The 23,899-nt window shown below is 51.1% G+C and carries 29 protein-coding genes; 26 read left to right on the top strand and 3 right to left on the bottom strand.

The features are described from left to right. The first annotated feature begins 1 nt into the window (after nt 1). The 12 genes from RO069_RS07765 to RO069_RS07715 all read left to right on the top strand — a co-directional run bounded on the left by RO069_RS07765 (nt 2) and on the right by RO069_RS07715 (nt 12,612). Nucleotides 2-700 carry a hypothetical protein gene (locus tag RO069_RS07765; RefSeq protein WP_328186500.1) on the top strand — a complete coding sequence of 233 codons (699 nt, stop codon included), beginning with the start codon at nt 2-4 and terminating at the stop codon, nt 698-700. Beyond that, entirely contained in the window at nt 697-1,743 is a 1,047-nt protein-coding gene (pseI, locus tag RO069_RS07760; RefSeq protein ID WP_328186499.1) for a pseudaminic acid synthase, read from the top strand. Before RO069_RS07765 ends, pseI begins: the two co-directional genes overlap by 4 nt. Next, a complete protein-coding gene (locus RO069_RS07755; RefSeq protein WP_328186497.1) occupies nt 1,736-2,407 on the top strand; it encodes a PIG-L deacetylase family protein in 672 nt (223 codons plus the stop codon). The genes pseI and RO069_RS07755 overlap by 8 nt, the downstream gene beginning before the upstream one ends. 182 nt (nt 2,408-2,589) lie before the next feature. After that, nucleotides 2,590-3,291 carry a phytanoyl-CoA dioxygenase family protein gene (locus RO069_RS22095; RefSeq protein WP_442915352.1) on the top strand — a complete coding sequence of 234 codons (702 nt, stop codon included), beginning with the start codon at nt 2,590-2,592 and terminating at the stop codon, nt 3,289-3,291. Nucleotides 3,292-3,301: 10 nt separating this feature from the next. Next, nucleotides 3,302-4,489, top strand: coding sequence for a hypothetical protein (locus RO069_RS07750; RefSeq protein ID WP_328186496.1), 1,188 nt, complete (start codon nt 3,302-3,304; stop codon nt 4,487-4,489). Continuing rightward, nucleotides 4,486-5,628 carry a hypothetical protein gene (locus RO069_RS07745; RefSeq protein ID WP_328186494.1) on the top strand — a complete coding sequence of 381 codons (1,143 nt, stop codon included), beginning with the start codon at nt 4,486-4,488 and terminating at the stop codon, nt 5,626-5,628. Before RO069_RS07750 ends, RO069_RS07745 begins: the two co-directional genes overlap by 4 nt. A 66-nt stretch (nt 5,629-5,694) precedes the next feature. Continuing rightward, nucleotides 5,695-7,035, top strand: coding sequence for a hypothetical protein (locus RO069_RS07740; RefSeq protein WP_328186492.1), 1,341 nt, complete (start codon nt 5,695-5,697; stop codon nt 7,033-7,035). 69 nt (nt 7,036-7,104) lie between these two features. Continuing rightward, nucleotides 7,105-7,887, top strand: a complete 783-nt coding sequence (locus tag RO069_RS07735) for a glycosyltransferase family 2 protein (RefSeq protein WP_328186490.1) — start codon at nt 7,105-7,107, stop codon at nt 7,885-7,887. Between the two features lie 72 nt (nt 7,888-7,959). Beyond that, nucleotides 7,960-8,832 (top strand): sulfotransferase family protein, encoded by an 873-nt coding sequence (locus RO069_RS07730; RefSeq protein ID WP_328186488.1) that lies wholly within the window; start codon nt 7,960-7,962, stop codon nt 8,830-8,832. Further along, the gene (locus tag RO069_RS07725) at nt 8,816-9,406 is read left to right on the top strand and encodes a sugar transferase (RefSeq protein ID WP_328186487.1); all 591 of its coding nucleotides are present in this window, start codon (nt 8,816-8,818) and stop codon (nt 9,404-9,406) included. Before RO069_RS07730 ends, RO069_RS07725 begins: the two co-directional genes overlap by 17 nt. Before the next feature lies 1 nt (nt 9,407). Then, entirely contained in the window at nt 9,408-10,568 is a 1,161-nt protein-coding gene (locus tag RO069_RS07720; protein WP_328186485.1) for a DegT/DnrJ/EryC1/StrS family aminotransferase, read from the top strand. Between the two features lie 112 nt (nt 10,569-10,680). Continuing rightward, nucleotides 10,681-12,612, top strand: coding sequence for a polysaccharide biosynthesis protein (locus RO069_RS07715; RefSeq protein ID WP_328186483.1), 1,932 nt, complete (start codon nt 10,681-10,683; stop codon nt 12,610-12,612). Between the two features lie 222 nt (nt 12,613-12,834). On the opposite strand, the gene RO069_RS07710 is transcribed toward RO069_RS07715, so the two are convergent. Both RO069_RS07710 and RO069_RS07705 read right to left on the bottom strand, forming a co-directional pair. Further along, a complete protein-coding gene (locus RO069_RS07710) occupies nt 12,835-13,380 on the bottom strand; it encodes a GNAT family N-acetyltransferase (protein WP_328186482.1) in 546 nt (181 codons plus the stop codon). After that, entirely contained in the window at nt 13,381-13,689 is a 309-nt protein-coding gene (locus tag RO069_RS07705; protein WP_328186481.1) for a type II toxin-antitoxin system TacA family antitoxin, read from the bottom strand. A gap of 356 nt (nt 13,690-14,045) precedes the next feature. Here RO069_RS07705 and RO069_RS07700 point away from each other — a divergent pair, with 356 nt between their 5' ends. The 13 genes from RO069_RS07700 (at nt 14,046) to RO069_RS07650 (ending at nt 22,801) form a co-directional block, all read left to right on the top strand. Next, complete coding sequence (locus RO069_RS07700; protein WP_328186480.1) at nt 14,046-14,411, top strand: GxxExxY protein; 366 nt, start codon at nt 14,046-14,048, stop codon at nt 14,409-14,411. 154 nt (nt 14,412-14,565) lie between these two features. Then, nucleotides 14,566-14,823, top strand: a complete 258-nt coding sequence (locus RO069_RS07695; protein WP_328186478.1) for a DUF4258 domain-containing protein — start codon at nt 14,566-14,568, stop codon at nt 14,821-14,823. 1 nt (nt 14,824) lies between these two features. Continuing rightward, nucleotides 14,825-15,016 (top strand): DUF2283 domain-containing protein, encoded by a 192-nt coding sequence (locus RO069_RS22090; RefSeq protein WP_442915351.1) that lies wholly within the window; start codon nt 14,825-14,827, stop codon nt 15,014-15,016. A 33-nt stretch (nt 15,017-15,049) separates the two neighbouring features. Next, nucleotides 15,050-15,241 (top strand): hypothetical protein, encoded by a 192-nt coding sequence (locus tag RO069_RS07690; RefSeq protein WP_328186476.1) that lies wholly within the window; start codon nt 15,050-15,052, stop codon nt 15,239-15,241. Between the two features lie 238 nt (nt 15,242-15,479). After that, nucleotides 15,480-15,752, top strand: coding sequence for a type II toxin-antitoxin system Phd/YefM family antitoxin (locus RO069_RS07685; protein ID WP_328186474.1), 273 nt, complete (start codon nt 15,480-15,482; stop codon nt 15,750-15,752). A 17-nt stretch (nt 15,753-15,769) separates the two neighbouring features. Continuing rightward, nucleotides 15,770-16,201, top strand: coding sequence for a putative toxin-antitoxin system toxin component, PIN family (locus RO069_RS07680; protein WP_328186473.1), 432 nt, complete (start codon nt 15,770-15,772; stop codon nt 16,199-16,201). 90 nt (nt 16,202-16,291) lie between these two features. Continuing rightward, nucleotides 16,292-16,906, top strand: a complete 615-nt coding sequence (gene cysC / locus RO069_RS07675; RefSeq protein WP_328186472.1) for an adenylyl-sulfate kinase — start codon at nt 16,292-16,294, stop codon at nt 16,904-16,906. A gap of 177 nt (nt 16,907-17,083) precedes the next feature. Beyond that, nucleotides 17,084-18,850, top strand: a complete 1,767-nt coding sequence (locus RO069_RS07670; RefSeq protein ID WP_328186471.1) for an SLC13 family permease — start codon at nt 17,084-17,086, stop codon at nt 18,848-18,850. Between the two features lie 223 nt (nt 18,851-19,073). Beyond that, the gene (locus RO069_RS07665) at nt 19,074-19,436 is read left to right on the top strand and encodes a histone-like nucleoid-structuring protein, MvaT/MvaU family (protein ID WP_328186470.1); all 363 of its coding nucleotides are present in this window, start codon (nt 19,074-19,076) and stop codon (nt 19,434-19,436) included. A gap of 20 nt (nt 19,437-19,456) precedes the next feature. Then, nucleotides 19,457-19,744, top strand: a complete 288-nt coding sequence (locus RO069_RS22085; protein WP_442915350.1) for a DUF4160 domain-containing protein — start codon at nt 19,457-19,459, stop codon at nt 19,742-19,744. Between the two features lie 34 nt (nt 19,745-19,778). After that, on the top strand, nt 19,779-21,185 hold the full coding sequence (locus RO069_RS07660; RefSeq protein ID WP_328186468.1) for a mannose-1-phosphate guanylyltransferase/mannose-6-phosphate isomerase: 1,407 nt from the start codon (nt 19,779-19,781) through the stop codon (nt 21,183-21,185). A gap of 271 nt (nt 21,186-21,456) precedes the next feature. Continuing rightward, nucleotides 21,457-22,446 carry a hypothetical protein gene (locus RO069_RS07655; protein ID WP_328186467.1) on the top strand — a complete coding sequence of 330 codons (990 nt, stop codon included), beginning with the start codon at nt 21,457-21,459 and terminating at the stop codon, nt 22,444-22,446. Then, the gene (locus RO069_RS07650; RefSeq protein WP_328186466.1) at nt 22,418-22,801 is read left to right on the top strand and encodes a hypothetical protein; all 384 of its coding nucleotides are present in this window, start codon (nt 22,418-22,420) and stop codon (nt 22,799-22,801) included. Before RO069_RS07655 ends, RO069_RS07650 begins: the two co-directional genes overlap by 29 nt. 15 nt (nt 22,802-22,816) lie before the next feature. On the opposite strand, the gene RO069_RS07645 is transcribed toward RO069_RS07650, so the two are convergent. Continuing rightward, on the bottom strand, nt 22,817-23,017 hold the full coding sequence (locus RO069_RS07645) for a SlyX family protein (RefSeq protein WP_328186465.1): 201 nt from the start codon (nt 23,015-23,017) through the stop codon (nt 22,817-22,819). A gap of 182 nt (nt 23,018-23,199) precedes the next feature. On the opposite strand from RO069_RS07645, the gene RO069_RS07640 reads away from it, so the two are divergent. Next, complete coding sequence (locus tag RO069_RS07640; protein WP_328186463.1) at nt 23,200-23,766, top strand: cold-shock protein; 567 nt, start codon at nt 23,200-23,202, stop codon at nt 23,764-23,766. Nucleotides 23,767-23,899 lie beyond the last annotated feature (133 nt).

Here is a 23,899-nt window from a genome sequence, read left to right as displayed (position 1 = left end):
ATTGCATACAAAAACGTATATTCTTGCTTCATCAAAACCTTGGCATAAGACACAAACCGCTGCCACCAAGCTATCGAGCAGCGAAAGCATTATTTGGGTTGAAAGCCCTGAAGAATTGGATCACGCGCTTGAGGTTACTTCGACTGTCCGATATATCTTCTTTCTACATTGGAGTTGGTTAGTCCCGGAAAGGGTATGGAAAAATTTTGAATGTGTATGTTTCCATATGACAGACGTACCCTATGGTCGAGGGGGCAGCCCGCTTCAGAATCTGATCGTGCGAGGTCATGCAGAAACCATGCTTACATCGCTTCGCATGGTTGGAGAAATGGATGCGGGCCCTGTTTACGCTAAACGCTCCTTATCACTTGACGGAACAGCTCATGAAATTTACCTGCGGGCTGGTGAACTGAGTTTAGAGCTTATCGATTGGATGATAGAACAAGAGCCACAACCAGAGCCACAGAAGGGAACGCCGCTGGTGTTCAAACGCAGGGTGCCTACACAAAGTTCGTTACCTGCCTTTGGCACAATAACTGATCTTTACGATCACATACGGATGCTGGATGCTCCAACGTATCCCAAAGCTTATTTAGAGCACGGTGAGTTTATTCTTGAGTTTTCCGGTGCTAATGCCAGCGAGGAAGAGCTTACTGCTACTGTAAAGATTCGCAGAAAATCAAATCAGGGGATAGAATGAACGTAACGATCGACGGTGTAAAAATTGGTCCAGAACACCCACCCTATATCATTGCTGAACTCTCGGCCAACCACAATGGTTCCTTGGATCGGGCCTTGGAAACCATTAGCGAGGCTAAACGCCGAGGTGCTTCGGCGATAAAGCTGCAAACCTATACTGCAGATACGATGACCATCGACAGCGACAGGCCTGAGTTCCTAATTAAAGGGGGGCCGTGGGATGGCTACAAGCTTTATGATCTTTACAAGTGGGCACAAACTCCTTTTGAATGGCATAAAGCTTTGTTTGATCATGCCCGTGAAATTGGAATTACCGTTTTCTCGACACCATTCGACGAGAGCGCTGTAGATTTGTTGGAAGAGTTGAACGCTCCAGCATATAAAATCGCCTCTTTTGAACTGACAGATATCCCACTCATTGAATACGTTGCGAAAACCGGAAAGCCGATTATTATGTCAACCGGCATGGCAACAGAGCAGGAAATCGAAGAGGCGGTCGCAACTGCTCGCAACGCTGGCTGTAGGGAACTTGTTTTATTGCATTGCATTAGCAGTTACCCGGCGCCGATGGACCAGGCTAATGTAGCCCAACTGGTGGAATTGGGACTGCGCTTCAACGCCGTGCCAGGCTTGTCTGATCATACGCTGGGCACCACGGCATCGGTTGCCGCTGTGTCCCTCGGTGCGCGCCTTATAGAAAAGCACTTTATCCTGGATCGAAATGACGGTGGTCCAGATAGTGGATTTTCGATTGAGCCAGAAGACTTGGAAAGACTATGTACTGATACACGTGATGCTTGGGCTGCGATTGGAAAAGCAGGATATGATCGTCAAGAGGCTGAACAACCTAATAAAATGTTCCGTAGGTCGATCTATTTTATGCGGGATATGAAAGCTGGAGAAACCGTGTCTGAAACAGATATTCGCCGAATCAGGCCTGGAGTGGGCATAGAGCCAAAATATTTCAAAGCACTCATCGGCAAAACGGTCCGGGTAGATGTGCACGGCGGCACACCTACAAGCTGGGAGCAATTCGATGAGTAAAACTGTTCTTGTCGTAGCCGCTCACACCGATGACGAGGCCTTGGGCTGTGGTGGTGCCATCATTAAACATGTAGCTCAGGGGGACATCGTTTACGCAGTGTTTTTGGCAGATGGGGTGACCTCACGTCCAGATGCCAGTGCTGATCAAGTGGAGGAGCGAATTTCGGCAGCCACTAATGCCCACCAGGTGTTAGGGATCAAACAGAGCTATATGCTTGGGTTCGCTGATAACCGAATGGATAACGTTCCATTACTGGACATTGTTCAAAAGCTCGAAGAGGTTTTGATTAAAGTTCAGCCGCAAGTTATATACACACATCATTATGGTGATCTTAACGTCGATCACCGCGTTACACACCAGGCAGTAATTACGGCCTGTAGACCTGTACCCGGCGCTTCCGTCAAGGAAATCTATCTATTTGAAGTTCTCTCCGCCACGGATTGGAATACACCGGGTGTGGCTTCTTTTATTCCGAATGTTTTTGTCGACGTTTCTGAATTTTTGAAAAAGAAAATGGAAGCTTTGGCAGCTTATGAGCTAGAGATGCGGGCGGCTCCACACACTCGCTCAATGGCAAACGTAAGGCGGTTAGCTGAGTTCCGGGGAAGTTGTGTCGGTTTTGATGCGGCCGAGGCCTTTAGTTTAATTCGATTGCTAAAATAGTAATTTCACAATCGCATATAAATAGAAGTCGACTATCTTCGACTAAAAAAGTCCAGTGACGATCTGATTTTTTAGGCTTTGAAACTTCGGGTGTCTGGTTGTAAACATAAATATACCAAGCTAACAGTTCGAGCAGATCTTGAGGACTAAAGGTGAGATTAATACGTAATACAATTAAAACGATGATCGCTTCACTGTGGATGGTTACTTTTGGGGGCAAAGGAAAGCTGAGCATATTGAAGCACACTACTGCCCATGTTTATCCAGGGGCGTTACCCAAGCATACCTGTAAGGAACTAATCGATATTTTTGAAAATGCGGCTTTTGAGACAGAAAATCCGAGGTTGTGGTGCGATCAAACAGGCTCAGATTCACGACTTTGGTGTTTTGAAAAAGATATTGGGAGTCTAATTGAGTTCTTCGACATTGATCATTGGGTAGATGCTGTAGAAAGTTACACTGGGAGGAAAGTTAGGTCATGGTGTCTTATGGCAAACCGGGTTGTGCATGCCGATGGGAACCTAGGTTCAGGTGGCGGAGCGCATCGAGATTCCGCATTTTCCCATCAGGTTAAATGTATATGGTATTTAAGCGACGTTGGGCCTGATAACGGACCTTTTCAGTATATCCCAGAAACTAATATGAATTTGTGGAGTCAACGAAAGCGATATCCATTAGGCCAGACAAGACTGCATGATATTCAAGAAGGTTTTCAAGAGGTAAACGCATCAGCAGGAACTATGTTAGCTTGTGACACGAAATGCATACATCGCGGAAAGCCTATTGATAAGGGGGTTCGGTACGCAGTAACTTTATATACGTTTCAGAGTGACCGTGGTGTTTCTAATATATTACGGAAGAGTGGCTTGATTCCTTTTGAATAGGTAACACTACGTGATAAAACTTCTTGTTTACCGGATAGCCCCAATTGCACTTCGGCCACTCGCAATTTATCTGGAAGGGATGCTGCCTGGTAAACCAACAATTCTCGTATTATCCATCCCAATAGCGATGATGGCCCTTACTCTATCATCTATTCCTGTTTATCGCGATTATTATATGTCGCGATCAGATGATCCAGCGTATTTAATTAAAAAACACGCTTATATGAGCGGTTTGGTTTGGTTGATGGTCGCTGCGATAGCATTGTTGATTCTAGTTTTGATGACGCCAATAATAGATTATAGTTGGCGATTTGTGGCTATCGTATGCTTCACTTTTATCATAGAGAAGCTATCGGAAGAGTGCTCTAGGGCGTTAGAATTTAGAAAACAATTTTTTGGTTGGTTTTTGGTACAAGTCTATCGGTCAATATGGGTCTTCATCGTCTTTATTTTGCTGTCTTTTAATAATAACTATCAGTTTATTTATTTGTTGATTTCTGCGTTTTCTGCACTGGGTGTTTCTTTTATCTTTATGAAAGTGATTGGTAGACCTTCATTCCTCACGACCAAAGGGATAATTGCTATTAGAAAGAACTTTGCATATATAGTTGGAACATTTCTTCCTGCGTCATATAGACAGTTGCCAAGAATTGCGATCGTAAAATGGTATCCAGAGCAAGCTCATACTTTTGTCGCTCTAGCACAGTTGGCGCAAGGCGTAGGAATCTTGTTTAATGTTCGATATCAAATACCATACAGGAAACTTATTGCTCGACGACCTCTAATGTTTCAAAGGCGTTTGGAACCGACAATGAAAAAACTATTGGGGTTTCCAGCTGTTCTAGTGATGGTGTATTTGATGGGCCCCATGTTCATAGATCTCTCTGACCTATCAACGATTACACAGATGGTTTTACTCACTCCGATTGTCGTAGCAGATGCACTGCTCTTCGCGATAATGTCAGTTCATCTGGGGTACGTTCAGTGGGCTTCGGGTATAACCAGAGCGGTAACCTTTTATATTGTATGTATCTGTATTGCGCTAGCTTTTTGTGCGGTTTTATGGGTGGTCGATGCAATTGATAGTGTTAATCTGTCAGGAATTCCATCTAGTACAATTTTTATTGGTTTACTATGGCTGGTTACTGCTAAACTATTTTTCTTTAAAAGCTCCGATTTCAGTAAAAGAACTCAATGAGCCACTCCCAACTCGGAATCGCTAGAAGAAATACCGCCTGGTTATTAGTCATTCTATATGGGAGTGATGTTTTTTGGTTTCTTTTGTCTAGAAGTGGGCTAGTAACTATAAGGGCGTATAAAATTCAGCCCTTCTCTTGGGTTGATTTTTCGATCTTCCTTGCCTGCGTCCTAGTTTTTTGTTTGGCTAGCTTCCTTTTCACATATGTAGTTCGGCCACTTCCAAAGTTTGTAATTGGCTACTTGGTAGCGCGCTCTTTGGTTGTTCTGGCGATAATTCTCAATATACTATGTTTTATCATTGTTGACCCTCAGGCACGATATAGTGGAGGAGAGTTCACTCCTTTAAGCTGGATAATATACCAAGTCGCAAAAGGCTTTACTCTGGCTTTGGTGGTATTAATTGTAAGGGAAAATTACGAACGAAATTTCGTTTCGTCGATTTGGATCTTTTTTCTGCTGGCCAGCTATTCAATGACCATAGACGGCTTGGCATCTGCTTTAACTCTGTTTGTCTTTATCTACCTGTTATTGGAATCGAAAAAACTCACGTTAATCAGACTATTTACTTTAGCGCTATGCGGTCTTCTACTTTTTTCTGCGGGATTTTATTCAAAGTTTGACGGTATTCCAGATTACGTTACTCCCCAGTTCATCGCCGAATGGGTCGTTTCTAGATTTTCGATTCAAGCAGAACAAATGTACACCTACTCGGCAGGGAGTAGTATAGTTAATTCTCAGTATTCCTATCTTGAGCTAATACAGCGCGATTTAGAGTTCCGTATAGGTAAGGCGCTTGGGCAAGGTGCTAACTTTGAACATCCCAGGAATATTTCTGAAGCAACTAGATTTGATATGCATAATAGATATGAAGCATCAGCTGGCTCTAGTGCAGGAGCTCTGCTTGGTACCGCTTATCTTGGGCCATTTTTTTTAATCGCTCCTCTATTTTATTCGTTTATTTTTATACAGTATTTTTACGGTCTATCTAAAAAGGTAAGCTTTTTCGGTCTTATTGGCTATGCATTTGTCTTTAAAGTTTTGCACGCAAATTTTGCAGGTTATTTGGTCATTATGAGTGCTTCTTTTGTGTCTGGATCTATTTTTATTCTGATGTGTTTGCTTATGCGAAAAAAATGATCCATGTTTGTATGTCCTCTGTTATGTTTAGAGCAGGTTAGATATAAATAGAGTTTAGAGCGGTTAGTGACGAATAATATTTTTGGGTTAACTGAAAACCAGCTAATTAGGTGTGTGAAATTGCTGTCGTATTTAAGCAAAAAAAAGATACTGTTAGAGGTGGAAAATTCTTTAGAGCGATTTTATGGCCAAGAAGTGTATAGCTCGAATGAAAGAAGTTTTTCTGATCGCTCAAACACTATCAATTTCATTTTTAACATCATTCGTTTGGCAAATCGGTTTGTCATTTTCAATTTTATATGTTTAGTGGCGATTATAACTTTTTCGGGTATTTATCGGTATCCTGTTGGTCAACCTAAGATCTTTCAGTACGGAGTCACTCGGAATAATTTGTTAGCATTAAATAAGCTGAATAACTGTCTTTCGAAGGAGGTAAATGAATGTATAGCTGAAATGTCGCGAAACCTGCTTTGGAAGGAGAGGGTAAAGTCGCTGATTTCTATACGTTTTTTATGGTATGCTGCTACGTTGTTGGCGAATAATAATTACCAAAATGCACTAGTTTATGCGAAAGTGGCGATAGGGATGGGGGCAGTCATCGTTTATTCAAGTCGACCTTTGCCCTCAAGCGTCGAGGTCGTGTGTATAGCGTCGGACCACTCTCCAGTTGCTAGAGCCTTAATAGCCCTTTCGAAACTAGAGGGTAGGAAAACCTGTTATGTTCAACATGCGCCGGTTACGAAATATTTTCCCCCTTTGTCAACCGATTTGTCGATTTTGTATGATGACAAATCGATTCAAGCCTATCGAGAAGCTTCTGAACTATCAGGGACAACATTCGATGCTGAGGTTCAATTAATGCCTCCGTTTTCTGAATGTTTTCGCTCGCCAACGTTAAGTGATGGTCCTTATATCGTGGGAGTGTGCTTGAGTCGATTTCCCGATACTTCGACGTTAAAGAAATTCCTCAACGAACTGAGTAAACGTGAAGATGTTACAGACATATTTTTGAGGCGTCACCCGGCATGTAAGCTGGATTTGTCGTTATTGAAAATGATTTCAAAAGTTAGCTTTAGAGATATTGACGAAAGCCTTTTCGATTTTTCATCTTCTATATCCTTGGCAATTGTTCCCAATAGCGGCGTTACAGTTGAATTGCTCCATCTAGGCGTTCCCACATTTTACAAATCTGGTCTGGATGATATTGCTGAAGACTATTATGGTTTCTTAGAAGAGGAAATATTACCCTCTTTTCATAGTTCGAATGCGTTTAGTTCGACTTTTTGTAAGAATTTTTTCGATGAACGCTGGAAGCAACGCTTTTCTAAGTATGATTTGACGGTATATAGGTCAATTTGGGAGTGTAGGCAGCGAGTCGGGACAGCGTTCGCCAAGCTTATGCGATAAAAGTTGCGCATTGTTATCGGTTATTCTTTATATTTATTTTCCTAAGTAAAAACGAGTGCTGAGTTTACCATGCCGAATGAAAGACCATTAGTTAGTATCATAACGCCGGCTTATAACAGTTCAAAGTTTATAGAGGACGCTATTGAGTCTGTTGTTCTTCAAACTTTTAAATCTTGGGAAATGATTATTGTTGATGACGCTTCCAGTGATTCGACTGTACAACTAGTGTCAACTTGGATGAAACGAGAGCCAAGAATTAAGCTAATTGAAAATACTAGTAACCTTGGCCCGGGTCCATCTAGAAACTGTGCATTAGGTATCGCGCGAGGACGATATGTGGCCTTCCTTGATAGTGATGATGTTTGGTTAGCGGAAAAGCTCGAACGTCAGATCTCTTTAATTAGTAAGACCAGAGCACCCATGGTGTTCTCATCATATTCAGTTATCGATGAGGACGGTCAAGATGTTGGGAAAATAATTTCTGCGCCAAGTTCAGTTAGTTACGCATATTTGTTAAGTAATACTGTAATTGGCTGTCTAACAGTTCTAGTAGATAGGGAAAAGGTCTCTGATTTAAGAATGCCTGATATACCCTCAAGACAGCCACTTGTGCTTTGGTTAAGTATATTGCGGAACTATGGAGACGCAAAAGGGTTGGATGAAGTGCTTGCAAAATATAGGGTCCGACCTTCGTCTATTTCAAGCAATAAATTTTTGGCTGCTCGCCAAGTCTGGAACGTATATAGAAACTATGAAGGGCTTAATTTCATAACCAGCATTTGTCATTTCATTAGGTACGCTATCAATGGCTTATTGCGGAATCGCAGTATTTTAAAAAATAGGTTTTTTTGATCTCACAAATCGATAGCTCGGTTTTTGGAGTTATTGTTAATTATTTTCACTTTCAATAAAAAGGTTTTATTAATGAAGCAAAGACCGGTTTTCATTATCGGAGCTGGCCGATCAGGAACAAAGTTTCTCCGAGATACTTTGTCGGTAAGTCCTGATGTGGTTCGGGTTCCTTACGATATCGGTTATTTGTGGCGTTATGGCAATGAACGACTGAAACATGACGAAATTGATCCAGCATCTGTTTCAGATAAGTCTATTCAGTGGATGCGAAATAAGCTACCGCATCTGGCCGAACGTGACGTTCAAAAGGCGAAATCGGACATTCTGATCGAAAAGTCTGTTCCTAATTCCCTGCGACCGTTGTTACTATATCGGGCATTTCCAGATGCTACGTTCATCCACTTGGTTCGCGATGGGCGTGCTGTTACAGAGTCGGCCATTCGGATGTGGCAAACCCCACCTGAGAAAGGATATCTTATGGATAAGATCCGGTATTTTCCTTGGGGTAATTTTCGGTACGCTTTTTGGTATTTGTGGAACCGAATTTCTGGTTTGTTCAACAATGCCCCGCCTATTTGGGGGCCTCGTTACAAAGGTATTGAGGAGGATGTCAAACGTTATCCCCTTCATGTTGTTTGTGCAAAACAGTGGTTTCACTGCGTCCGTATTGCTTTTGATCAGTTGTCTCAGATTCCAGATAGTCAGGTAATAACGATTCGATACGAAGAATTAATGGACAACGCTGATACAATCGTATCCCTGTGCATGCAGCTTGGTATCGATCCTCATCCCGTTACCCGTCAATACAAAGATACTCTTAAAACGGGTGAAAACGAGAAATGGCGGCAAGGCCTGTCTGAAGACCAGCAGAGTGAAATCCTGAGAATCTTTGAGGAGCTCCCGGCCACCATAAAGGAGTATGTCTTTTGTGAAGCGTCTATTTGACATCGTAGTTTCTCTTTCTGCGTTGCTATTTTTGTTTCCGTTAGTGGTTTTGATATATATCTGGGTACGCTATGATTCCCGTGGGGGCGCTTTTTTTCGACAGTCCAGAGTCGGACTCAATGGTAAGCCTTTTTCTATCCTGAAATTTAGGACAATGACGCTAAAGCCGCAAACTGATACAGGCTCTTTTGACGCAGGGGATTCCAGTCGTATTACTTATGTTGGCCGAATTTTGCGCAAATACAAACTTGATGAATTACCTCAGCTTATCAACGTGCTAAAAGGTGAGATGTCGATTGTTGGGCCCAGACCTGAGGTTCGGTCGTGGGTCGACACCTATCCAGAGCGTTGGCGCAAGATTCATCAAGTAAAACCAGGTATTACAGATCCCGCTTCCATCGAGTTTCGTGATGAAGAAGTGCTTCTGGCTCAGTACCATGATCCACAAGCCGCGTACAAGAACATTATCCTCCCACGTAAATTAACGTTGTACGAAGAGTATGTGGAAAATCACAGCTTTGTCGGCGACGTTAAGTTAATTGTAAAAACGGTCTTTAAGGTGGTTGCAAACTGATATGAATATACCTTACTTTAGGCTTTCGTCGTGTGAGCAGGAACTGGCTAATGTGCAAGAGGTGCTTGAGTCTGGATGGCTTACAACAGGGAAATGGGCCCAAAAGCTTGAAAGCCTTTTTGCAGAGCACTGTGGTACCAAGCACGCTCTGGCTGTCAACTCATGCACCGCAGCGTTGCATCTTGGGATTGAGGCGTTGGGTATCGGCCCGGGCGACAAGGTTATTGTTCCCTCGTTGACCTTCACTGCGTCGGCTGAGGTTATTCGCTATGTTGGCGCTGATCCTATATTCGTCGATATCGATAAAGATACATTATTGATGGATCCTCGGGTTGTTGCTGAAGCGATCCGCCGAACCGAAGGTATCAAGGCTGTCGTGGCAGTCCATTTCGGCGGTCAGTCGGTTGAGCTGGACGGGGAAGAGGGGCTCATTGCAGTTTGTAAGGAGTACGGTGTTCGGCTCCTGCAGGATGCCGCCCATGCCTTTCCCGCCCAAGATACCTATGGTCCCGTCGGCAGTGTTGGTGACATCACCTGTTTTAGCTTTTACGCCAATAAAACTATTACCAGTGGTGAGGGAGGCATGCTCGTTACCAATGACGACGATATTGCCCGCCGTGTAAAAATGATGCGCCTTCACGGTATAGATCGGGATGTGTGGGATCGTTTCTCTGGCAATAAAGCGTCGTCCTGGGTCTACGATGTTAAGGCTCCGGGATTCAAATACAACATGCCTGACTTAAACGCCGCTGTTGCTGTGGCTCAGTTTGTTAAGGCTGAAGCGTTCAGGGAGGCTCGCCAAGCAATCGCTGAGCGGTACAACCAAGCATTCGGTGGGCTTTCCGGTGTTCAGTTGGTGAAATGGCGGGTGCCGGTCTCTCGGCATTCCCACCATTTGTTCCCGATTGTTCTTGGTAAAAACAGCAAAATTTGTAGAGAGGAATTTATTGAAAAGCTTTCTCAGTGCGGGATAGGGACGTCGGTGCACTATCGCCCTCTTCACCACATGAGCTATTACCGTGAGAAGTATAGTCTGGATGCTGAAAAATTCCCTAACACTGAGTCTTACTGGAATGGGTGCGTATCGCTGCCCGTGTATCCAGCAATGAGTGATGACAATGTCGATCGTGTCGTTTCCGAAGTGTCTAGGCTCTTGACCTGATGCAGTTGCCGAGTCTCACAAAACTCGGCTCCAACTTTTTCCAATCTCCAGCGACAGTGTTCCTGATCCTGCTCTAGACTGGGACATAAAGACTCATCGAATGAGGGTATCCATGCTCCAGGCATTTCTTAATCTCTCTCGAGCCAGTAAACGACTGATTTCTGTCCTATCGGATACGATCTTTCTTTCGTTTGCCTTTTGGGCTGCTTTTGCCCTTCGTCTCGAGGAAAAAGCCTGGATGCCAAGCCAAGACCAGTTGTTGGTGGGTGGCCTTACCATCGGTGTCTCAGTAGTGATTTTTGTCCGGCTTGGGCTTTACCGGGCAATCATTCGATACCTTAGCGACAAAGCGTTTGTAACAATCAGCATTGGGGTTGGTTCGTCTGCGCTTACCTTGATTGCGCTTGCCTACCTGTTGCAGGTGTTTGTCCCCCGGTCCGTCCCGATCATCTACGCTGCCCTGGCTTTCATCTTTGTCAGTGGTACACGGATGGGTGTCCGCATGCTGGTGGCTCGTCCCCAGCGGCGCAACAAGGAGCCTGTCGCGATTGTTGGTGCCGGGGAAACCGGTGTGCAACTGGCGGAGGCCCTGCGTCAGGGCACGGAATATCAGCCGGTCGTGTTTATCAGTTACCACAAAGCCAATCACCGTACGCTGATTCACGGGCTACCCGTTTATGGCATTGATCATATTGAGAAGGCCATTCGCAAGCATGGGGTGAAGCGCCTGTTGTTGGCGCTGGATGCAGATACCCGACTAGACCGTAAACAACTGTTGCGGGAGCTGGAGCCCTTGGCGGTGCCGGTACAGACGGTGCCAAGCATGGCGGAACTGGTGTCCGGCCGCGCCCGCATCAACGATATCCGCGACCTGGAGCTGGAAGATCTGCTGGGCCGTGAACCCGTGTCACCGGACAGTGCCCTGGTGGCCTCCAGTCTCTTTGAGAAGTCGGTGATGGTGACGGGTGCCGGCGGCTCCATTGGCTCCGAGCTGTGCCGTCAGATCCTGCGACAGAAACCGGCCCGCCTGATCTTGTTCGAACAGACCGAGTACGCCCTTTATGCCATCGAACGGGAATTGCGTTCGATCAATGCCGTTGAGGACCTGGGTGTCGAGCTTCACGCGACCCTGGGCAGTGTCATACACCGCCGCCGGTGTGAGGCCATTATGCGTGCCTTCGGGGTGCACACGGTCTACCACGCCGCCGCCTACAAGCATGTGCCCCTGGTGGAGCACAACATCATCGAAGGGGTGCAGAACAACACTTTTGGCACCTGGCATGTGGCGGAAGCAGCCATTGAAACCGGCGTGGAGCGCTTTGTGCTGGTGTCCACCGACAAGGCCGTTCGCCCCACCAACGTCATGGGGGCCAGCAAGCGCCTGGCGGAACTGGTATTGCAGGGGCTGGCGGAGCGCCAGTCCGATACCCGCTTCACCATGGTACGGTTTGGCAATGTGCTGGGCTCTTCCGGCTCGGTGGTGCCCCTGTTCCGGGATCAGATACGCGATGGTGGTCCGGTAACGGTGACCCACCAGGATATCATCCGCTATTTCATGACCATTCCGGAGGCCAGCCAGCTGGTCCTGCAGGCCGGCAGTATGGGGCAGGGCGGTGAGGTGTTTGTATTGGATATGGGCGAGCCGGTAAAGATTGTCGACCTGGCCCGCAAGATGATCCACCTGATGGGGCTGTCGGAGAAGACGGAGGATAACCCGGACGGTGATATTGAAGTCCGCTTCACCGGCCTGCGCCCCGGCGAAAAACTTTATGAGGAACTGCTCATCGGCGATGATCCGCAAGGCACCAGCCACCCCCGCATCATGATGGCCCGGGAGGCCTCCATGCCCTGGGCGGAGGTGGAGTCCCTCCTCAAGAAGCTTTCCCTGGCCAGCCAAAACTTCGATTGCGCCCGTATCGCGGAACTGATCCGCGAGGCGCCCACCGGCTATGCGCCCAATGGCGAGGTGGCGGACCTGGTGTGGTGTCATTCCGCGCTGCCTGAGGCACAGCCGGATGGTGGAGTTCGGCGGCTTGGGGCCTGAGTTCAAGGACTTGGTTGGCCACGGAATCCACGGAAGAACACGGAAAAAAGAAAGAAAAAGTTACCAGGATTTTTTAGGTCTTTTTGTCTTTCCTTCCGTGGATTCCGTGGCCAAAAATTTTTATCGAAAGGAATAACTGATGCTCAAGGAAGACGAGCTGACCTATAAGATTCGCGGTTGTGTATTCAAAAGATGGAGTCAGACTCCGATGGGCGCCCAGCCTCACCGGTCGTTATAGGCCCTGGCAATTGTAGTTACTGGAAGAAACATCCTGAGGGGGCATGATGGCAGGGACTGGAAGCCGTAACTTTCATACAATCTTTGCCGTCTGGTAACAGCGTCCGGATTACCGCAATCCAGAATATCCAGTAACACGACAGCTGTGCCGACGCGCTCTGAGGCGAATTGGGCGCCCTTGAGCGCATCCGCCAGTAGCAGGCCGCCGAGGCCGTTTCCCTGGACAGCCTCTGTGACACCGATCATGCTGATGAATGCTGCCGGAATGTTGCCGTCGGGTAGAGCGTATCGTCGGTAACGACCGGGCAGAGCCTGATATTCAATGCTATGGGCGTTGATGGCGTAAAATCCGAGGATTCGTCCGCACGTGTCTGCCGGGTCCACCGCGACAAATACTCTCGCTGTACCTCCTTTCATTAACTTGCCTGCTGTTTTTTGCAGGAAGTTATCAACGGCATCAACCCCTGATGAGAACGTCATTCTGTCGTGCCTGCGGGTATCGAGCGGCTCGATTACGAACTTCCCTGTCATTTAGCGCTTTGAAACCTTTTCCTTGTGTTGGCTGAACGCGTGACGGAGTTTGTCTGTTGGCTCGGCAGGGTGCTCCAATGCCTCGAAAAACGCTTGGTGATCTTCCGGCTTCAGGTGTGTGACTTCCTGCGACCGGATTGTCTCGATGGCACGTTCGTATGCAGCAGTAACCGCAAAGGTTGAGGTATCCTGCCCCAGCATTGCAGCGGCGTGCTCTACGGTTTGCTTGATCCGCTCGGTGGTACGGAAGTTGAAGCGGGCCGTATTGCGATCCCGACTTTCCGGGGTGTTGTCAGGTATGGTGAGCATTATGTGAGCTCCTTACAGGTAAGTCCGGATTTAATTGTACGTCACCTGGGCGTACGCAGCAACAAAGGTACCATTGCCCCAGTCTGATGGTGGTGTGAGGCGCGGTTGACGCTACGCACCCAGTGGGGATGAGGCTGACCTGGTGTGGTGCCGTTCTGTGCCGCTTGAAGAATCGTCCGATAGTGGTGTTCGGCGATTGGGGGCTTGAGCTCAAGGAACTGATTAGCCACGGAATCCACGGAAGAACACGGAAAAAAGAAAGAAAAGGTTACCAGGGTTTTTTAGGTCTTTTGTCTTCCCTTCCGTGTCCTTCAGTGGATTCCGTGGCAAAAAAATCTTTTTCTAAGGAATAACTGATGCTCAAGGAAGACGAGCTGACCTATAAGATTCGCGGCTGTGTGTTCGAAGTATACCGCCATCTGGGGGCCGGGTTTCTGGAGTCGGTTTACCAGAAAGCGCTGGTTCAGGAGTTACGGCTTGCCGGGTTGGCTGTGGCATGTGAGGTACCGGTTGTCGTCTACTACAAAGGCAATCCCATCGCTGAACACCGGGTGGATCTTCTGGTCGAGAATTCTGTCATTATTGAACTCAAGGCCCAGCAAAAGATGCCACTCTCGGCAGAGCCGCAGCTGATCAACTATCTGAAGGCCACCGGCAAGGAGGTTGGGCTGTTGGTGAACTTTTCGTTTCCCAAGGCAGTGGTGAAGCGGGTAGTTGCTTGATTGCCTAAACGGCCAGAATTTCGATAGAGCCTCAGTGTGGAACTGATCCGCGAGGCGCCATTTTGAGCCTTCCGATAGTGGTGTTCAGCGTCTGGGCGCTTGAAGAGTAGTTAGTCAAAGATGAATCAGCTAGTTTTGGGCAAAAGGAAGTGCCATGTATTCAGATCGTTTTGGGCGATCAGTCAGAATTAGCCGTCACGCCAGCAATCGAATGAAAGAACGGTCGATTTCGGCCGGCGAGCTTTCCGACTTGATCGAGCATGGACAGACTCGGTATAAAGACGAGACACGGCTGTGGATTGCCCATCATTTTGCCGACCGGTCGGATAACTTATTGTGCGTGCCTGTGGTGCTTGAAGGTGAGTTTCTGATTGTGAAAACTGTCATGCATCACTTTTCCTGGGAGGTCTGAAATGCGAACTGTTTATGATTCAGATGACGACATACTGACAATGCACCTCAGTGACAAGCCCATCGTTAAAGAGGTCTCTCAGGATTGGAATACGCATGTCAGCTACGCTGAAGATGGGTCTATCGTAGAGATCGTGATTCTGGAAGCAAAGAAGAGTGGCGCTTGGCCGTTGGTGACAACCCACGCAGCCTGATTATTAGGGGCTGAGAACCAGTCACCCCACATCATGATGGCCCGGGACGATGTGGAATCCCTCCTGAAGAAACTCTCCCTCGCCAGTCAGAACTTCGACTGCGCCCGCATTGCCGACCTCATCCGCGAGGCGCCTACCGGATACGCACCCAATGGCGAGATGGCGGATCTGGTGTGGTGTCATTCTGCGCCGCTTGAGGAATCATCCGATAGTGGGGTTCGTTGATTGGGGGCCTGAGTTTAAGGACTTGATTGGCCACGGAATCCACGGAATAACACGGAAAAAGAGAAAGGAAAAATTACCACGATTTTTTAGGTCTTTTTGTCTTTCCTTCCGTGGATTCCGTGGCTAAAACAATCTTTCTGGTGGGTGGCGGCGTTTGAAGCTTAATTGGGGCTGCCGGTGTTCTCTTATGACGTCTTCACTGTTATGATCATAGTGATCAGTATTGCAGGAGGTGAGCATGATCACAGAAACCAGTGCGGTTAAATTCCGGCAAAACCTGGGTGAGATGATTAACCAGGTTCAGTACCGGCACGACAGTGTGTTAATCAAGAAGGATGGTAAACCTGTGGCCGCGCTGGTGGATGCGCGCCTGTTTAACCGGATTCGCAGAATGGAAGCTCGCTTCGATGCTTTGAGCAGCAGATTGGAGCAGGGGTTCTCCGGTGTGCCTCAGGATGTAGGTATGCGGGAGATCGAAGAGGCCGTCGTCAACGAACGCTCTGAAAAATAACGGGAACGAGACCAGGGATGGCATCTATTCAGGTAGTGCTTGATACGAATGTGATTATCTCCGGCATGGCTTTCCCGGCCAGTGTGCCGGGAAAGATCATGCAAGCGTGGCGGAGCGGCGCGATTGACGTTGTTCTCTCGGATTATATTCTTGATGAAATCCGCAGAGTTCTTCCCAGGTTGAGAGGTCGACACGGTATGTCGGATCTGGAGATCGACGATCTGGTTGATATTTTGGGGTTTATCGCGGATATCGTTGACCCTGTAACGCTGCCCCATGATGCCGTGAGAGACATACGTGATACCCCGGTGCTTGGTACCCTGGTAGCTGGTATGCAGTTCCACGAAGTGGGTTATCTGATTACTGGTGATAAGGACCTGCTTGTCCTGGAAGAGTACTATCCAGTCGTAACACCATCAGAATTCTGGGCCAGGCATGGCGGTTTGTAGGCTGTACGCTGCTGGCTCCGTGATATTTGCGGCACATATGGCAAAAACCTATAATCTTATACCGTAATTCATTTCAGCTCAGGATCCCCCTTGTCTTCCAATATCGTCTGGCACAATCATAAGGTCACCCGCGCCGAGCGGGCCACAATCAAGCACCAGAAGCCCTGCCTGCTGTGGTTTACCGGGCTCAGTGGTTCCGGCAAGTCCACCATTGCCAATGCGCTGGACGTGGCCCTGCATCATCGGGGTTACCATACGTTCCTGCTGGACGGTGACAATGTACGCCACGGCCTGAACAAGGACCTGGGGTTCTCCGACAGTGACCGGGTGGAGAACATCCGCCGTATTGGCGAGGTGAGCAAGCTGTTTACCGATTCCGGGCTGATTGTGCTCAGTGCGTTCATTTCCCCCTTCACCAGCGACCGTCGCATGGTGCGCAACCTTTTCCCCGCTGGCGAGTTCATCGAGGTTTTCATGGACACGCCCCTTGCCACCTGTGAGGAGCGTGATCCCAAGGGCCTGTACCAGAAGGCCCGGGCAGGGCAGATCAAGCACTTCACGGGTATTGACTCCCCCTATGAGGCTCCGGAACGGGCCGAGGTTTGCCTGGATACCTCCGAGATGACGGTTGATGACTGTGTCGACAGTCTTATCGAGTATCTGCTGGAACGGGGGCTGATCCTCCAGAACGGAAAATCCGCCTGACGTTCATTACCTTATTCAAATTCCGTATTTGGCATTCGGCGGGTTTAACGGTTTACTGTGTGCGCCCTGGTTATTAAAAGGGTGTTTGCTATTCCTTTTGGTGCACAGTCACGACTCTCGTCCGGATGAGACAGGGAGTTTTTACGCACACGGATACGGTTCGGGAGTTTCATTTCCATGGCGTGGGAAGCCATCTTTACGCTGGTCCTGCTGGTGTCTGTCCTGGGGGCACTGGTTGCTACCCGGGTGTCGGCGGACCTGATCCTGATGGGGGCGTTGATCCTCCTGGTTATCACCGGTGTGTTGACGCCCGCGTCGGCGCTGTCGGGGTTTGCCAACCCGGGCGTGATCACCATCGCGACGCTGTACGTGGTGGCGGCTGGCCTGAAGGAAACCGGGGCGGTGCAGTGGATCGCCCGGCGAATGCTGGGCCATCCCAAGAGCGCCTCCGGTGCCCAGGCACGCCTGATCGGGCCCACCGGGGTGCTCAGTGCCTTCATGAACAACACCGCTGTGGTGGCGATGTTCATCCCCGCCGTTCAGGACTGGGCCCAGCGCCTGAACCTGCCTGCCTCCAAGTTGCTCCTTCCCCTCAGTTATGCCGCCATACTCGGCGGTACCTGTACCCTGATCGGCACCAGCACCAACCTGGTGGTGGATGGGCTGTTGCAGAGCCGGCTGGATATTCACCTGGGGCTCTTCGAGTTGGCCTGGGTGGGGATTCCGTTGCTGGTGGTTGGCGGCCTTTTCCTGGTGCTGTTCGCCACCCGCCTGCTGCCGGACAGGGGCGGCCTGAACGAGGAACTGGAGGCGGTCCGGGAATATGGCGTGGAAGTGGAAGTCGTCAGCCCGGGGCCGCTGGTGGGCCGCACCGTGGCCGAAGCAGGCCTGCGCTCACTGAATTATGGTTACCTGACCGAGATTGACCGCCAGGGGCGGTTGATTACCGCCGTGGAGCCGGACCGGATGCTCCAGCCCGGGGACAAGCTGTACTTTGTCGGCGCCCCGGAGTGTGCCAGCGAACTGCGGCGCATCCAGGGGCTCAAGCCGGCCAACGGTGGTGTCCACAAGCTGGACCTGGCCAACCATCAGCGCTGCCTGGTGGAGGTGGTGCTGGGGCCGGAGTTTTCGGCCCTGGGGCAGACGGTTCGCGACAGCCGGTTCCGTTCCCGTTTCAATGCCGCCATCCTCTCGGTGTCCCGGGAGGGCAAGCGCGTGCCCGGTAAACTGGGGGATATCCGCTTCAAGATGGGCGATACCCTGTTGCTGGAAGCCAGCCAGGAGTTTGCGGAGCAGTACCGGTTCCGCCGGGATTTCCTGCTGGTCAGCGCCCTGAACGATTCCACGCCCCCGGATTTCAGCAAGGCGCCCCTGGCCCTGGGTATCCTGCTGGCCATGGTGGTGGTCAGTGCCTCCGGCCTGCTCAGTATCCTGGAGGCGGCGTTCCTGGCTGCCGGTGCCATGATTGCCTCACGCTGCATTACCGCCAGCCGTGCCCGCCGGAGTGTGGACCTGCCGGTGCTGGTGGTGATCGCCTCGTCATTTGCCCTGGGAACGGCCATGTCGGAGACCGGCGCGGCCCAGTGGGTGGCCGGCAGTCTGCTGAATTTCGGAACGCTGACGCCCTGGCTGGCACTCGCCCTTATTTATGTGCTGACCGCGGCCTTTACGGAAGTTATTACCAATAACGCGGCGGCGGTACTTATGTTCCCGATTGCCCTGGCGGTGTCGGAACAGCTTGGCGTCAATTTCATTCCCTTTGCGGTCGCGGTCATGTTTGCGGCGTCCGCCAGTTTTATCACGCCCCTTGGTTATCAGACCAACCTGATGGTTTATGGCCCCGGTCGCTATCAGTTCACCGATTACATGCGGATTGGTGTTCCCCTGAGCCTGTTGGTGGGAACAACGGCCGTTCTGTTAATTCCCCTGGTGTGGGGGTTCTGAACGCGGATGGTTTCAGTCGATACTGGCCGGTCCTGTTTAAAGCTCTCCGTCGCCCTGTTTCCTTCCCGTTATTTGTGTCTGGTGGCTTTCGTTATTTTTTCTTCATTTTCTCGCTGTGACGAATTTCTTTAATCCCTGCAAGTAATGATTTATGATTACTGATGTTTCAGGGATGGAAATGGAAAACCTGCAAATATCTCCAGTTTAAAAAGGTTGAATTTACATGGCGAATATCAACGATTACTACCAGAAGAAACAGCTTCTGGAAAAGCTGTCTGATGAACTGAACAAGATGGAACAGGACCAGGCGCTGAAAAGTGACCTGGAGTTCGAAAACAAGGTCAAGGGACTGATGGACCAGTACAAGAAGTCCCCGAAGGACGTGCTGCAGATCCTCGGCGCCATTGATCCTTCCGTGGCGACCGGCAAGGCCGACGGCGGCACCCGCGCCAAGCGCCCCCTGAAGACCTACAAGAACCCGCACACCGGTGAAGTGGTCAAGACCCGTGGCGGCAACCACAAGACGCTGAACGAGTGGCGCCAGAAGTACGGTAAGGAAGCCGTACAGGGCTGGCAACAGAACTAAGCCGGCTGTTTTTAGCCCGGGTGAAGTTTAACGCCCGGGTTACCCCTTCCCCCTCATTGTCCAGACGGAGTTGGATAGTGCCTGTCATATCGACTTTCTTTGGTATTCTCATCCGTATGTGGCATGACGATCATCCGCCACCCCATATACACGTTGAATACCAGGGTTTCGAGGCATTGGTGGAAATTGAAACCGGTGAGATTAAAGTTGGTAAATTACCCCGTAAGGTTGCCCGGATCGTTCGCGAATGGTGCTTTGAACATCGCGGGGAATTGAGGGAGAATTACAGTGTTCCGTCTGATCAATAAATTTTCACCTCTCTATTCGCAAAAAGGACCTGTCATGCTAGCGATCATACTCTCTGGTGGTTCCGGAACCCGCCTGTGGCCGCTTTCCCGTGAAGCCTACCCCAAGCAGTTTATTCCTGTTGTGTCAGATGAGTCCCTGTTGTCGGATACCATTTCCAGGGGGTTGAGGCTGGGTGCGGATGTACGCGTCATGGCCATTACCAATGAAGAGCACCGGTTTGTGGTGGCGGCGAACCTGCACCAGCTGGCCGCCGACCGGACGACCGGTATCATCCTGGAACCGGTCGGGCGCAATACCGCGCCGGCCATTGCCCTGGCGGCCCTGGCCGTGGCCGAGGAGAATCCGGACGAACTCATGCTGGTGATGCCCTCGGACCAGGTGCTGAAGGACGAGGAGGCGTTCTCCCGGGCCGTGGCCGCTGGCTCCGATGCGGCCCGTGAAGGCAAGCTTGTGACCTTCGGCATCGTGCCGTCCTCGCCCCACACCGGTTATGGCTATATCCGTGCTGGTGGCAGTGGCGGCACCTGGTCCAATGTGGATGCCTTTGTCGAGAAGCCGGACGAGGAAACCGCCCAGCGCTACCTGGACGAAGGTGGCTATTACTGGAACAGTGGCATGTTCCTGTTCTCGGCGGGGCGTTACCTGGAAGAGCTGGAGCGTTTCCAGCCGGCGATTCTGGAGGCCTGCCGGGCGGCCTATGGCGCTCGCAAGGGAGACATGGACTTTACCCGGGTGGACAAGGAAGCCTTCGCCGCCTGTCCTGATGATTCCATTGACTACGCGGTTATGGAGCACACCAGGGACGCTGTCGTGGTGCCCCTGGATGCGGGCTGGAGTGATGTGGGCTCCTGGTCCACCCTGTGGGAAATCCAGCCCCAGGATGAAAACGGCAACGCCTGCCATGGCGACGTGATCCTGGAGGACGTCTCGGGGTCCTATGTGCATTCCGAAGGCCGCCTGATCGCCGCCCTGGGGGTCAGCGACCACGTGATCGTGGAAACCGACGACGTGGTGCTGGTGGCGGACCGCAATCGCGTGCAGGACGTGAAGAAGCTGGTGAATCGCCTGAAGGAGCAGGGCCGCCCGGAATACAAGCTCCACAAGAAGGTGCACCGGCCATGGGGTACCTATGAGGGCGTGGCCCATGGCGAACGGTTCCAGGTCAAGCGGATTACCGTCAACCCCGGCTCTTCCCTGTCATTGCAGAAGCACCACCACCGCGCGGAGCACTGGGTGGTGGTAACGGGCACGGCCAAGGTCCAGCGGGGGGAGGATGAGCTTCTCCTGACCGAGGACCAGTCCACCTATATCCCCCTCGGTGTCACCCACCGGCTGACCAACCCCGGCGTTATCCCCCTGGAGTTGATTGAGGTGCAGACTGGCAGCTATCTTGGCGAAGATGACATTGTTCGCTTTGAAGATACCTACAATCGCGTCTAGACTTCACTAAGTCATTTCCGGATTTTGTCTCACAGCCTCGTCGTATTTTTCAGAAGGAAAGTGCGACGGGGTTCCTGTTTTGTAACCTGAGTTTCAGTTTTTTCCGATATTTTGCTGGAAATGTGACGGCGGCGAGCGTCCTCGGTGACGAAAAACGGTACTTTCGGGGTTTTCACAGGGGGCTCGGCCGGTTGGTGCCTGTAGTGGATTCTCTGCTTTAACGCAGGTGGATTCTGGCGCCCCCTCCAGAACGTGGAACGAGGGTGCTTTTATGCGACTGGGGCAGGTGCCTGCAACCGGGCGTACAGCCAATCCGGTAGTGATTACGGATGCCAACTGGTATCGGCTGGCCGATGACCTGGCGGTCGCCCTGGCGTCCTCGCCCCACGGTCTGTTGTGGGTGACCGCGGAGCGGGGAGCGGGCAAGACCGCCTGGCTGCACGCCCTGATGCCCGCCATGCGCACGGATTTCTACCTGGCAAACCTGCGCAACCCACAGGAAACCCTGGAGATCATGGAGCAGCTTGAGGGCTACTCGAACCATGTCCAGGGCACCTTGCCCACCCTCGTCCTGGACAACCTGTCCCCCGCCGACCTGATGGCCCTGATGGCGGAGCCCGATCATCCTGCCCGCCAACTGCTGTCGAACTATATCGGCCCCCTGTTGCTACTCAGCCCGGAACGGGACGATGATGCGGTGGCCGCACGCCGTATGGAGCGGTTGATGGGGCGATCACTGGTGCGTCATGATCTGCCGGCCAGCAGCCATGCCCAGAATCACGCCATCCTGGTGGCGCATCGGCCGGTGATCGAGGCGCGCTGGAAGGTGCGGATTACCGATGCCGCCATGGGGCTGGCAACCTCGGGCCTGCATTACCGGGCAACGCCGGGCCAGGTGGTGGAATGGATGGAACGGGCCGCCGCCCGCGTATCGGTCATCGCCGAGGAAGGGCCGGCGGAATGCCGTCGCCTGCTGGCGGAGCTGGATACCCTGACGCGGCGTATCGAAGCCAACCGTGAAACCGGTGAGCCGGTGGAAGAGCTGGAGCGACAGTTGTCCCAGCTGTCCCTGGAACTGACGGCGGCGGAAGTGGACTGGCTGGAGCGCCAGGCCAGGGGCACCCTGCGTCAGGTTTTCCCGGATGATGTCCGGGCAGAACTTGAATCCATAACCGGCACAGGCGATTATCCTGACTTGCATGTTCCAACCCACGTCCCCGGAGGCGCCCGCAGTGCAGGATCTGGAAATCTACGTTCGTGACCTTGACCCCGCCCGCCTGACCATCTGGCTGGAAGCCAACTTCGACCAGCTCCTTGTCCCCCTGACCCCATTCGGCAACAAGCCTGGCCTCTACAAGGGGGAGGGCCGCTACGGCGACCATCTGGTTCGCATCAGTGTGTATGCCGAGGCGTTCGGCAAACGCTTCAGTTCCGTTGTGCTGGAAGGCAAGGAGCTGCCCTGGACCACCGACCTGGACTGCGCCCGCAGCGCCTGGCGAACCCTGGAAACGGAAATCCGCTGCAGCCAGGGTGAATGGCAGGAGGGCGACCCGGTCCAGGAGGAGAAATGGTGGCGGCTGGATAGCCGGGGTGAGCAGCTGGTGGTGTGGAATTAAGCCAATTCTGCGGCATTAATAGTGCGGCGGAGGTGTCTCCTCGTTCTCCCCTTTTATATTGGACGGCGACATCTCCGACAGTTGTTTTTTCAGGTGTTGCTTCGCTTCCCATAACTTGCGGATATCCAGTTCCTGCTGCGCGACCTGATCGGACAGGGTGTTGATCAGCTCGTCCTGGAAAGCCAGCCGGGTCTCCAGTTCGTCCATTCTTGCCATGAGCTTTTCTGTCGCGTTTGTGTCGGTGTTCGCCATAGTGTGGAACGCTTTGGTCAGGTTTGTGGTGAATCTGCTATTATGCCCGCTTTATTCGCCGGGGTGTCGGGTTTGGACACGTGTCCGACGGATAAAAGGTTATCTCAACAACTGTGATCCATGATCTTACGGAGTCTGTTTTATCCATGCGTAATCCAGCAAGAGCAATTCTTTCAGCGGTACTGGTTGCGATTCTCGCCCCGCTGGTTCTGGGGTTTATCCTTGTTAACGCCACGCCCGCATTGTTTCAGGTGCTTTATATGTCGGTAACCGGTGAGGGCACCGGTGCACTTCAACTGCTTGGCGAGCCTTCAGCCATCGCAGCATACGTGATCACCTTTATTCTGTTTGTGATTGTTGGCGTACTAACGGTTCTGGTCAGCGAGCGCAAGGCCGGCTCGCCGAAGCAGCGCAGCAACAATCAGGGGGCTCGCCACCAGGGTAACCATCGTACGCAGAGCAACAGCGACGATGGCTCTGACGACGACGATGACTACGGTCCGGAAGGTGTCGAGGAAGGCACCGTGAAGTGGTTCAACGTCAAGAAGGGCTTTGGCTTCATTGTCCGCGAGGGTGGTGACGAAGTCTTTGTTCACTTCCGCGCCATTCGTGGCCGGGGCCGCCGTGTGCTACGCCAGGGGCAGGCCGTGCGTTTTGATGTGGTTGAAGCCTCCAAGGGGTTGCAGGCGGATAACGTCTCTACCCTGGACTGAACTGTCGACTAAGCCCCTCTTCCCTGGGCTGAGTTGTCGATAAAGCCCCTCTCCCCAACGCGGGAGAGGGGTTGGGGAGAGGGGGAAGCCGGCAACTCCGGAATCCGGTCTCTGGCGCCCTTCGGGCGCGGGG

This window comes from Marinobacter sp. OP 3.4 (assembly GCF_036224885.1).
GTDB lineage: Bacteria > Pseudomonadota > Gammaproteobacteria > Pseudomonadales > Oleiphilaceae > Marinobacter.
The sequence above is the reverse complement of the archived record's forward strand: the minus strand, read 5'-3'. Positions and strand labels throughout refer to the sequence as shown.

Bases quoted from the DNA above. Each gene is read 5' to 3' on its own strand.
- RO069_RS07640 (WP_328186463.1), top strand. From the start codon at position 23,200: ATGCGTAATCCAGCAAGAGCAATTCTTTCAGCGGTACTGGTTGCGATT.
- RO069_RS07695 (WP_328186478.1), top strand. From the start codon at position 14,566: ATGTATTCAGATCGTTTTGGGCGATCAGTCAGAATTAGCCGTCACGCC.
- pseI (WP_328186499.1), top strand. From the start codon at position 697: ATGAACGTAACGATCGACGGTGTAAAAATTGGTCCAGAACACCCACCC.
- RO069_RS07645 (WP_328186465.1), bottom strand. From the start codon at position 23,017: ATGGCAAGAATGGACGAACTGGAGACCCGGCTGGCTTTCCAGGACGAG.
- RO069_RS07715 (WP_328186483.1), top strand. From the start codon at position 10,681: ATGCTCCAGGCATTTCTTAATCTCTCTCGAGCCAGTAAACGACTGATT.
- RO069_RS22095 (WP_442915352.1), top strand. From the start codon at position 2,590: ATGATCGCTTCACTGTGGATGGTTACTTTTGGGGGCAAAGGAAAGCTG.
- RO069_RS07710 (WP_328186482.1), bottom strand. From the start codon at position 13,380: ATGACAGGGAAGTTCGTAATCGAGCCGCTCGATACCCGCAGGCACGAC.
- RO069_RS07665 (WP_328186470.1), top strand. From the start codon at position 19,074: ATGGCGAATATCAACGATTACTACCAGAAGAAACAGCTTCTGGAAAAG.
- RO069_RS07685 (WP_328186474.1), top strand. From the start codon at position 15,480: ATGATCACAGAAACCAGTGCGGTTAAATTCCGGCAAAACCTGGGTGAG.
- RO069_RS22090 (WP_442915351.1), top strand. From the start codon at position 14,825: ATGCGAACTGTTTATGATTCAGATGACGACATACTGACAATGCACCTC.
- RO069_RS07680 (WP_328186473.1), top strand. From the start codon at position 15,770: ATGGCATCTATTCAGGTAGTGCTTGATACGAATGTGATTATCTCCGGC.
- RO069_RS07670 (WP_328186471.1), top strand. From the start codon at position 17,084: ATGGCGTGGGAAGCCATCTTTACGCTGGTCCTGCTGGTGTCTGTCCTG.
- RO069_RS07705 (WP_328186481.1), bottom strand. From the start codon at position 13,689: ATGCTCACCATACCTGACAACACCCCGGAAAGTCGGGATCGCAATACG.
- RO069_RS07745 (WP_328186494.1), top strand. From the start codon at position 4,486: ATGAGCCACTCCCAACTCGGAATCGCTAGAAGAAATACCGCCTGGTTA.
- RO069_RS07720 (WP_328186485.1), top strand. From the start codon at position 9,408: ATGAATATACCTTACTTTAGGCTTTCGTCGTGTGAGCAGGAACTGGCT.
- RO069_RS07730 (WP_328186488.1), top strand. From the start codon at position 7,960: ATGAAGCAAAGACCGGTTTTCATTATCGGAGCTGGCCGATCAGGAACA.
- RO069_RS07755 (WP_328186497.1), top strand. From the start codon at position 1,736: ATGAGTAAAACTGTTCTTGTCGTAGCCGCTCACACCGATGACGAGGCC.
- RO069_RS07700 (WP_328186480.1), top strand. From the start codon at position 14,046: ATGCTCAAGGAAGACGAGCTGACCTATAAGATTCGCGGCTGTGTGTTC.
- RO069_RS07660 (WP_328186468.1), top strand. From the start codon at position 19,779: ATGCTAGCGATCATACTCTCTGGTGGTTCCGGAACCCGCCTGTGGCCG.
- RO069_RS07735 (WP_328186490.1), top strand. From the start codon at position 7,105: ATGCCGAATGAAAGACCATTAGTTAGTATCATAACGCCGGCTTATAAC.
- RO069_RS07690 (WP_328186476.1), top strand. From the start codon at position 15,050: ATGATGGCCCGGGACGATGTGGAATCCCTCCTGAAGAAACTCTCCCTC.
- RO069_RS07655 (WP_328186467.1), top strand. From the start codon at position 21,457: ATGCGACTGGGGCAGGTGCCTGCAACCGGGCGTACAGCCAATCCGGTA.